This is a genomic window from Nocardioides sp. (assembly GCF_050699375.1).
Taxonomy (GTDB): domain Bacteria; phylum Actinomycetota; class Actinomycetes; order Propionibacteriales; family Nocardioidaceae; genus Nocardioides.
The window spans coordinates 1-7,745 of record NZ_JBOHDN010000116.1 but is presented as its reverse complement, the minus strand read 5'-3'; the positions used below and the strand labels follow the sequence as shown (position 1 = coordinate 7,745).

Annotated in this window: 12 protein-coding genes and 1 other RNA gene; 7 read left to right on the top strand and 6 right to left on the bottom strand. The window is 66.4% G+C overall.

What is annotated here, in order from left to right:
• A partial coding sequence (locus ACRDPS_RS08335) for a transglutaminase-like domain-containing protein (protein ID WP_431501159.1) occupies nt 1-569 on the top strand: 569 nt, incomplete at its 5' end.
• A gap of 44 nt (nt 570-613) precedes the next feature.
• Here the strand turns inward: ACRDPS_RS08335 and ACRDPS_RS08330 are convergent.
• On the bottom strand, nt 614-925 hold the full coding sequence (locus ACRDPS_RS08330) for a 4a-hydroxytetrahydrobiopterin dehydratase (RefSeq protein WP_431501158.1): 312 nt from the start codon (nt 923-925) through the stop codon (nt 614-616).
• A 67-nt stretch (nt 926-992) separates the two neighbouring features.
• Entirely contained in the window at nt 993-1,418 is a 426-nt protein-coding gene (locus ACRDPS_RS08325; RefSeq protein WP_431501157.1) for a tetratricopeptide repeat protein, read from the bottom strand.
• Nucleotides 1,419-1,506: 88 nt separating this feature from the next.
• Between ACRDPS_RS08325 and ACRDPS_RS08320 the strand changes: the two genes are divergently transcribed.
• Both ACRDPS_RS08320 and rnpB read left to right on the top strand, forming a co-directional pair.
• Nucleotides 1,507-1,698: a DUF1918 domain-containing protein gene (locus ACRDPS_RS08320; RefSeq protein WP_431501156.1), complete on the top strand. Its 192-nt coding sequence runs from the start codon at nt 1,507-1,509 to the stop codon at nt 1,696-1,698.
• A gap of 15 nt (nt 1,699-1,713) precedes the next feature.
• An RNA gene (rnpB, locus tag ACRDPS_RS08315) (RNase P RNA component class A) lies at nt 1,714-2,092 on the top strand.
• 42 nt (nt 2,093-2,134) lie between these two features.
• On the opposite strand, the gene ACRDPS_RS08310 is transcribed toward rnpB, so the two are convergent.
• Both ACRDPS_RS08310 and ACRDPS_RS08305 read right to left on the bottom strand, forming a co-directional pair.
• A complete protein-coding gene (locus ACRDPS_RS08310) occupies nt 2,135-2,797 on the bottom strand; it encodes a tyrosine-type recombinase/integrase (RefSeq protein ID WP_431501155.1) in 663 nt (220 codons plus the stop codon).
• Nucleotides 2,798-2,802: 5 nt separating this feature from the next.
• On the bottom strand, nt 2,803-3,069 hold the full coding sequence (locus ACRDPS_RS08305) for a phage integrase central domain-containing protein (RefSeq protein ID WP_431501154.1): 267 nt from the start codon (nt 3,067-3,069) through the stop codon (nt 2,803-2,805).
• A gap of 174 nt (nt 3,070-3,243) precedes the next feature.
• On the opposite strand from ACRDPS_RS08305, the gene ACRDPS_RS08300 reads away from it, so the two are divergent.
• The 3 genes from ACRDPS_RS08300 to ACRDPS_RS08290 are packed head-to-tail and all read left to right on the top strand — an operon-like array spanning nt 3,244 to nt 5,651.
• Complete coding sequence (locus ACRDPS_RS08300; protein ID WP_431501153.1) at nt 3,244-3,879, top strand: hypothetical protein; 636 nt, start codon at nt 3,244-3,246, stop codon at nt 3,877-3,879.
• 34 nt (nt 3,880-3,913) lie between these two features.
• Complete coding sequence (locus ACRDPS_RS08295) at nt 3,914-4,735, top strand: type IV toxin-antitoxin system AbiEi family antitoxin domain-containing protein (RefSeq protein ID WP_431501152.1); 822 nt, start codon at nt 3,914-3,916, stop codon at nt 4,733-4,735.
• Complete coding sequence (locus tag ACRDPS_RS08290; protein ID WP_431501151.1) at nt 4,728-5,651, top strand: nucleotidyl transferase AbiEii/AbiGii toxin family protein; 924 nt, start codon at nt 4,728-4,730, stop codon at nt 5,649-5,651. The genes ACRDPS_RS08295 and ACRDPS_RS08290 overlap by 8 nt, the downstream gene beginning before the upstream one ends.
• 25 nt (nt 5,652-5,676) lie before the next feature.
• On the opposite strand, the gene ACRDPS_RS08285 is transcribed toward ACRDPS_RS08290, so the two are convergent.
• On the bottom strand, nt 5,677-6,378 hold the full coding sequence (locus tag ACRDPS_RS08285) for a hypothetical protein (RefSeq protein WP_431501160.1): 702 nt from the start codon (nt 6,376-6,378) through the stop codon (nt 5,677-5,679).
• On the opposite strand from ACRDPS_RS08285, the gene ACRDPS_RS08280 reads away from it, so the two are divergent.
• Entirely contained in the window at nt 6,310-6,681 is a 372-nt protein-coding gene (locus tag ACRDPS_RS08280; RefSeq protein WP_431501150.1) for a triose-phosphate isomerase, read from the top strand. The two genes, ACRDPS_RS08285 and ACRDPS_RS08280, sit on opposite strands and share 69 nt — an antisense overlap.
• 66 nt (nt 6,682-6,747) lie before the next feature.
• On the opposite strand, the gene ACRDPS_RS08275 is transcribed toward ACRDPS_RS08280, so the two are convergent.
• The gene (locus ACRDPS_RS08275; protein ID WP_431501149.1) at nt 6,748-7,470 is read right to left on the bottom strand and encodes a Uma2 family endonuclease; all 723 of its coding nucleotides are present in this window, start codon (nt 7,468-7,470) and stop codon (nt 6,748-6,750) included.
• Nucleotides 7,471-7,745 lie beyond the last annotated feature (275 nt).

The following is a 7,745-nucleotide window of genomic DNA, read 5'->3' as shown; positions in this document are numbered from 1 at the left end:
CCGCGATCGAGGTGCTCGAGCCGCACCGCCTGCTGAAGGTCTCCGCCACCAGCACCGTGCAGGTCGCGCGACAGCCCGGCGCGGCGCCCGCGCTCACCTGGGGCGAGGCCGCGGAGCCCGGGGTCGCCGACAGGTTCGTCGAGTTCCTCGGCCTTCCCGAGCCGGTCGCGCCCGACGAGGAGCTGGCGTCGACGGCCAAGGCCGTTGCGGCCGAGGCCGGCCTTCCCGGTGAGGCCGCGGTCGAGATCGCTCGCGCGCTAGCCGGCGACGACGGGGCCGGTGCGGTCCCCGATGGCGCTCACCACCTGATCGGAGCGCTGCGAATTGTCGGGATCCCGGCACGGTACGTCTCGGGCTACGTCTACCCCGGGGGCGCGCACTCCTGGGTGGAATGGTGGGACAACGGGTGGCACGGCATCGACCCCGCGACCGGCACCGAGCCCGGCGACACCTACGTCGGTGTAGCCGCGGGTCGCGACCACACCGACGTCAAGCCGCTGTCCGGGATCTACTCGGGCCCGGAGGAGCCGGTCGTCGAGGTCAGCGTCGAGATGACCCAGCTGACCTGACAGACGACCAACCGGACCCGGTGGTCGAGCCTGTCGAGACCACCCTAGAGCGAAGACTCGGCGGAGAGCCCGTTGATCACCTTCGCCATCGCGACGTCGCGGCTGGTCACTCCACCCGCGTCGTGGCTGCTGAGCCGGATCTCGACGTACGGGTAGCGCAGGTCGATGTCGGGGTGATGGTTGGCCTCCTCGGCCTTCGCCCCGATCGCGTTGACCAGCGCGAGACCGGTGACGAAGTCACCGGTCTCCACGCGGACGAGGATGCTGTCGACGTCGCCCGAGGTGTCGAAGGTCCAACCCTCCAGCTGCTCCTGGGCGACCTGCTCGGCGGTGAGAGTCGTGGTGTCTGCTTCCATGCCTCCACCCTGCCACCGCCGAGGTCGCTTCGACCACCGACCTCGAGCCGCGCTCATCGCCGCGGGGTCACCCCTGACGCTCGGCGAGCCGGTTGCTCACCCGGTAGACGGCCGCGTGATGGTCGTAGTCGTCGCTCATCACCGCCGCCAGCCGCAGCGGGCCGAGCGCGTCCTCGAGACGGTCCTGACGCTCCAGGACGCGGCCCAGCGAGTGCTGGCTCCAGGCGTCGCTGGGGTCGCGGTCGACGAGCCAACGCAGCTCGGCCTCGGCCTTGGCGAGCTGGGCCCGGATCATGTACGCCCAGGCCCGCATGCTCCGCAGCCCGATGTTGTCGGGGTCGTCGGCCAGCGCCGGCTCCAGGATCTCCAGCGCCTCCACCGGGAAACGCCGCGAGAGCAGGTCGTGCGCCGTCCGATAGGCCACCTCGTGCGAGGCCTGTCCCGGGAAGACAACAGCCGGGGCTACGTACTCGAACTCTTCCTTCTCCGTCATCACACCCTCCGAACGCCATACCCCTATGCGGTATTCCATCTGCATCCCTCATAGGAGGACCATTGTGACCGATAGGAGGTGAACGCGAATGCAAGCAGCAATTGGAGACCACCTCGTCGTCATGGGCCAGCACGTCGGAGACCACGTACGCGACGGCGAGATCATCGAGGTCAGCCACCCGGACGGCAGCCCGCCCTACCTCGTACGCTGGAGCGACAGCGACCACGAGTCGCTGATCTTCCCCGGTCCGGATGCGCACATCGAGCCCGCCGACCACTAGACTTTTGGTTGCGGACGGGCTGGCCGGGCGATCGCGTCGACTCCTTGCTGTTGCGGGGAGACGTCGAGGAAAGTCCGGGCTCCACAGGACAGGGTGGTGGCTAACAGCCACCCGGGGTGACCCGCGGGACAGTGCCACAGAGAACAGACCGCCGCTGCCTTCCAGGTAGCGGTAAGGGTGAAACGGTGGGGTAAGAGCCCACCAGTCCTCGTGGTGACACGAGGTGCTAGGTAAACCCCACCCGGAGCAAGACCAGACAGCGTACGACGGTGTTAGTTCACTGGGAGGGCGGTCCGCCCGAGTGCGCGGGTAGGTTGCTAGAGGCCATCGGCAACGATGGTCCGAGATGGATGGTCGCCGACTACAGAACCCGGCTTACAGGCCAGCCCGTCCGTTTTCATAGGCTCCGACCTGCGGAAACAGTTTTAGAGGGCGTCTACTGTGGACAGAGTTTCTGATCTTTTCTCCGAGGGCGGCCTCGATCACGGCCCGTGAGCGGTCGTCCTCGTCGCCCATCAGGTGGCCGTAGGTGTCCCACGTCTCTCGCGGACTTGTGGCCCAGGTTGGCCTGGAGCTGCTTGATCGAGCAGCCGCCGTAGATCTGGATGCTCGCGTAGTAGTGGCGCAGCGCATGCGGGGTCGCATCGGTGTGCGCCGCTTTCGCGGCCTTGGACCAGGCGGCCTGGAGCGTCGAGGTGCTCAGGGGTGTGCGGATGTCCGTGGTGAACAGCAGGCCGGTCTCGCGGTGAACGCCGTAGGTGCCGACGTGGTGCTCGATCGTGTCGAGCACGACCTGGGCGACCGGGATGGTGCGTACGGATGCGGTCGTCTTGGGCGGAGCGAAGATCGGATTCTTGCCCGTCGACTTCCGCGACAGCTGCCGATCTACCCGGATCGCGCCGAAGTCGGTGGCGACGCGGTCGATGGTCAGGCCGAGCAGCTCGCCGCGCCGCATCCCGGTGCCAGCGGCGATCGTGACGAACGCTCGCAGCCGCTCGGACATCTGTTCGCGCAGGCTGACGACGACATCGGTGGTGATCGGCACCAGCGCCGCCTTCGCCTCGACCCAGGGCAACTTGATGTCGACGGCCGGCGACATCGGGATCACCCGGTCCTTGACTGCGCCCCGACTAGCAGCATCGCCAGTATGTTGTAGCGCTGCACGGTCGTCGTCGCCGCTGCGGTGCGTGACCACTGCTTGACCAGGGTCTGGATATCCGCGAGGGTGATCGCGTCCATCAGCATCCCACCCAGCTTGGGGTAGACGTGATGAGTGAGCATCGAGCCGAACTGGTCCTCGGTGTTCTCGGCCCAGATCTGTCGTTCGCGCCACCTCTCGGCGTACGCCTTGAACAGGTCCCTTCCGGCCATGGGATCGACCCACTGATCAGTCTTCGCCGAGCGCTTCGAGGCTGATCAATGAGGCGACTAACGCAATCCGAGGCGACCGGCCAGCTCGCCTGGCTCGCCAACCAGCCTGAAGACGAGCGTACGACTGGGTTCGCTCCAAGTGGCTGGTCCGCCGAGACGTGGCTCCTTCACTCCATGTACGAGAATCCGGAACTGCTCGGCCTCGGGACACACCACGACGTCCGGCTCCAAGCGATCGAAGCAGGCGCACTGATGCCAGACACCGTCGGAAGCGTCAATCTTGACGAGGTCACGACCACGACCGGAACGCCGCTCGGATTCGCTACCAAGCTCGAGGCCCCAGGGCAACGACTGAATTGGTCGTCCTACCTCTCCCGCTTCCCCGATTTCGCTCCGGACCGCGACTACCCGCCGTGCCATCGCTGGTTCCCACGAGGAAGTTGGCCGGCCGCCATCGAACCGCCGCCGGAAGGGTCACTGGACGCGGATGCGTTCGTTGCGTTGGTCGAGATCCTGGCCGATGCATCCAAGGCTTCTGATGACCTGTGGTGCTTCGCGTTCTACGCCGCACTGCCTGCCAACGACTTCGATGAGGTGCATCTCTGGCAGTCGAGGGTTGAGGACCTTCCCGCCCTGTTGATCGAGAACGGTGGTGAATACGCGTTCACGCCGACGAACATCTGGCCCGCGGACCGATCCTGGTTCGTCTGGACGGACTACGACCTTCAGGGAACGCGGATCAGCGGCCGCCGAGAACTGGTCTACCGAGTTGAAGAGCATCCGACACTCGAGTCGACGACCTGGCCATGAACACGGACATGCCGTAGCTCGCGTCTTGGCCCCTATGTCGAAAACGCCACGCCTACCAGGCGCGGCCCACCCAAGCCCTGAATTTCTTGGAAAGTATCTTATTGGGAGATACAATCCAAGAATGAGGAGTTCCCAGGCTGGACTACGACTGGCTGAGGAGACCGTCTCCCAATGGGGCATGGTCACCTCAGCACAGGCGCGGGCGCTTGGAGTCACACGCCTTGAGATGTCTCGCCTCGCAGCTGCTGGCCATCTCGTACGGCTGGCTCACGGTGTCTACCGGAACGCTGGCGCGCCGAGCGACGAGTTCGAGGACCTACGCGCCGCCTGGCTCAGCACCGAGCGCGAGCGATTCGCCGGAGATCGCCTCAGGGACGGTGTCGCCGGAATGATCGTCTCCGGCGCGTCGGCTGCTCGCCTCCACGGGCTGGGTGACATCCCTGCTGATCGGCACGAGTTCACCACCGGACAGCGCCGACAGACCCAGCGCCCGGAGATCCACTATCGCCAACGCACCCTGACCGATCGTGAAGTCACCGTCAGCCAAGGACTGCCGGTGACCACCGTCGAGCGGACGATTGCTGACCTCGTCGAGGCCAGGATCGACCTCAGCCTGGTCGCCGACGTCCTGCGAGACGCCGTCAACAAGACCGCAATCGACACGACCGTGCTCGCCGACCTGCTTGCCCCGATGGCTGCACGCAACGGACTGCGATCCGGCGATGGCAACGGCCTCCTAGAACGGATCCTGAAGAGCGCCGGGATGGACCATGATTCACTCGCTCGACGGATCGCCTCCTCTCCGACCTACGCGACGCTGGCCGAGGTGGTAAGGAAGGTCGAGAACGTTGGCTGACCCCAAGACCTACGCCACTCCCGCGGGTGTTGAAGCGGCGATCAAGGACACGGCTCGCGCAGCATCGGCCGCAGATCCGTCGCTCACGATCAACGAGCGGATCCGGATCGAACACTTCCGCCGGTTCCTCAGCCGGGTGTTCTCCGAGGGACAGGAGTCCGAGTGGATCCTCAAGGGCGGGACCGGGATGCTGGCCAGGGTTCCTTCAACCCGGTCGACCCTGGACATTGACCTCTACCGTGAGGGCTTCACTCTCGACCAAGCGCTCGACGACCTGCGCAGGCTCGCCGGCGTCGATCTTGGTGACCATTTCCGCTTCGTCTACACCGGCCACCAGGCCTCGATCGGTGGCGAGGAGCAGCCCTACACCGACGGCTACCGCGTCTCCTTCGACGTCTACGTCGGAGCCCAGAAGAAGACCCGGATCAACATCGATCTCGCCATCGGGGTCGGCGTCACCGCACAAGTCACCTCCGCCACCCCCGCCAGCGGGCTCGCGTTGCCGCGCCTGGCCAGCTATCCCTACCGCCTCTATCCGGTCGTCGACCAGATCGCCGACAAGGTCTGCGCCACCATGGCCGACTACCATGGCCGACCGTCGAGTCGCGAGAAGGACCTTGTCGATCTCGTCGTGCTCGCGACCACCCAAGAGGTCTCTGGCCAGGCCCTGCAGACCGCAATCGCCCACGAGACGCACCTGCGCCAGATGGAGCCGATCACCCAGTTTGCCGTCCCGAGCAGATGGGGAGCGGCGTACGCCAAGATGGCCAGATCGGTTCCTTATTGCACGAACTACCGAACCGTCGACCAAGCGCGAGAGCTCGTCGCCGCGTTCATCGATCCCGTGCTGAACGGCTCCGCGGCCGAGTCCACATGGACCCCTGCATCACTCGCATGGACACGGAACGAGATCTAAGTCCTCGCCCCGATCGCGCGCCAATCTAGAAGCCGATGCCGGGTCCACGCGACGGCTGCGATGGCACGGACCGATCAAGTCCTGGCGCATACGGCCTCGGACGGCGGAGTGCCTGACGACGAGACGGACGGTGGTCGACGCGTCGGCGTGGACCGGCAGAACCGTAACGCTCGAGGTCTTCGGCCGCCCGCTGCGCAGCACGCGCCGGCCCAAGGCCTGCGCGGTCACGGCTGAAGACCTCGATCCACTGACGCCGCGCGTCATCAACGTCTTCGGCCACCAGGTGGGCGACGTTGTACTCGCGGCCGCGAGTCATGCCGACGTACGCAGCGGCGGCCCGTGTGCTGTCGCCGATCACAACGTGAGCGACGCGGACGGTCTCGCCCTGGGCGCCGTAGGCGGTGGTCGCGTAGGCGAGCTCGACATGTTCTGACACGTAGTCAGCGGGCAGGGTCCACTCGCCCCGACGACCGCGGGCCACGATCCGGCCGTCGGCGGCGACCGCGGTGACGGTCCAGGTGTCACGGTTGGAGACGTCGACGTCGCGGTCGTTGAGCCTGGTGGCGATCCGGTCACCGACGCTTATCCGCTCACCGTTCTCGGTGAGACCACGACCGGCGGGGCCTCCGCTGCACGATCCAGACAACGGGAGAAGGTCGTGCAGGCGACCCGGGTAGGCCTCGTACCCCTCGTCTGCGTCGGCGAGCCCGAGCGCATCAAACCCCACGACGCGGCTCGGGTGTGCACCGCACAACTGGAGGCTATGGGAGTAAGCGGCCGAGAGACCGTGGTCGCCTATGAGCCAGTCTGGGCAATCGGCGCCACCGAGCCGGCCCCTGCCGCGTACGTGGTCGAGGTGGCCTCCCGGCTACGCGAGCACCTGAGTCCGGGCACCCGGCTCCTGTACGGCGGCAGCGCCGGCACGGGCATCTTCGCAAACCTCGCCGGGGCCGTCGACGGCCTCTTCCTCGGGCGCTATGCGCACGAGCCGCGACAGCTCCTCGCCGTCCTCGGGGAGATGGCCGCGTAGGTCGCCGGACCTTCGTGTGTCGATGCGAGACGCCGGGCTCCTCCAGGCAGTGGCCTCACGTTCACATCATCCGAGCTCGAGAAGACGGATGGCGTTCTCCTTGAGGATCAACGGGCGAACCTCGTCCTTGAACTCGCGGGACACGAAGTCCTCCAGCCAGCGGTCTGGGGTGAGCACCGGGAAGTCGGTGCCGAAGAGCACCTTGTCCTTGATCAGGCTGTTGGAGTGCTCAAGGCTGATGGTGACCTCGAAGGGCTGTGCGGCGTGCAGGCTGCCACGGTGGATGCCGGTGGCCACGTAGGCGCCGGTGGTCTCATCGCGCTCGAAGGTGTGGACGACGGGCTTGCCGTGCTCCTCCTCCACCCGCCAGAAGTTGGCGATCCCGGACTCGGCGTAGCGCGGTGGCTTCATCTTGCGGTCACGCTGCTCGGACTCGGGCGAGACGACCTCGACGGCGAGGAGGACCTCCTCGGCCGCAACCCAGGTGCGCGCGTCGGCGACCGGCCCACCGGTGACGATGATGTCCGGCTCGGGCCGGGTGCGGTTGTCGAGGATGATGGTGAACTGTGAGAGCACCGTGAGTCCCTCGGGGGCCTGATCTCGCAGAGCGATCTGCAGGTTGAGGATCACGTCATGATGCCAACGCCGCTGCGGCGACATGTTGAGGATCAGCGCACCGTCCCAGAGTTCGACGTGCTTGGGCGCCTCCGGCAAGTGGTCCAGATCCTCAGCGAACCAGCCCTCGGGACGCGGGGGCGTCAACCAGTCCGGGAGTGCGGAGGTGCTCATGGTTCAAGAGTAACAACTGGGGACGTCCTTCGATCCCCGGAATTACGACCAGGGTTGGCGGTAGGAGACAGGTAGGGCCTCAACGCGTCCCCTTTCACCGGCCTGACTTTCACCGGCCTGACCTGGGGTTGCACCTTGCGACCCAGCCGCGGCGGCAACAAAACGGGTGTGGCGCGGGTTGAGCGATCCGGCAGAGTAGTTCGTAGCACTCGGCGTTCGCGCCGTGCTGCTGGCTTTGGCACTCCCCGCACAGCGCGACCGACGCACCCGAGCTC